Origin of the sequence: Halocynthiibacter sp. (assembly GCF_049608145.1) — a bacterium.
In the GTDB taxonomy this organism is placed as follows: domain Bacteria; phylum Pseudomonadota; class Alphaproteobacteria; order Rhodobacterales; family Rhodobacteraceae; genus Halocynthiibacter.
In genome coordinates this window covers 1-224 of sequence record NZ_JBMYXF010000140.1, presented here as the reverse complement: position 1 = coordinate 224, position 224 = coordinate 1, and the positions used below count along the sequence as shown (strand labels likewise).

The window sequence follows — 224 nt, the reverse complement described above, 5'->3', positions numbered from 1 at the left end:
TCTGGCAGCGGGCGATGTGCTGCTGTTTCGCATGCGCGAGGGGGCGATTGCCAAACATGTGGGGATCTGCTCGCGCGCGGGGGATCATCCGAAATTCATTCATGCCTATAGCGGTCATGCGGTCACGGAAAGCCCGCTGAGTCTGCCGTGGCAGCGCCGGATTGCGGCGCGTTTTCGTTTTCCGTTAGGAGTTTAACACATGGCTACGATCCTTCTGTCTGCCG

General features: G+C 59.4%; 1 pseudogene. It reads left to right on the top strand.

Annotated elements, in window-relative coordinates:
- Nucleotides 1-196 (top strand): annotated as a pseudogene (locus ACPGUT_RS16245) (peptidase); the annotation flags it as partial.
- Between the last annotated feature and the right edge of the window lie 28 nt (nt 197-224).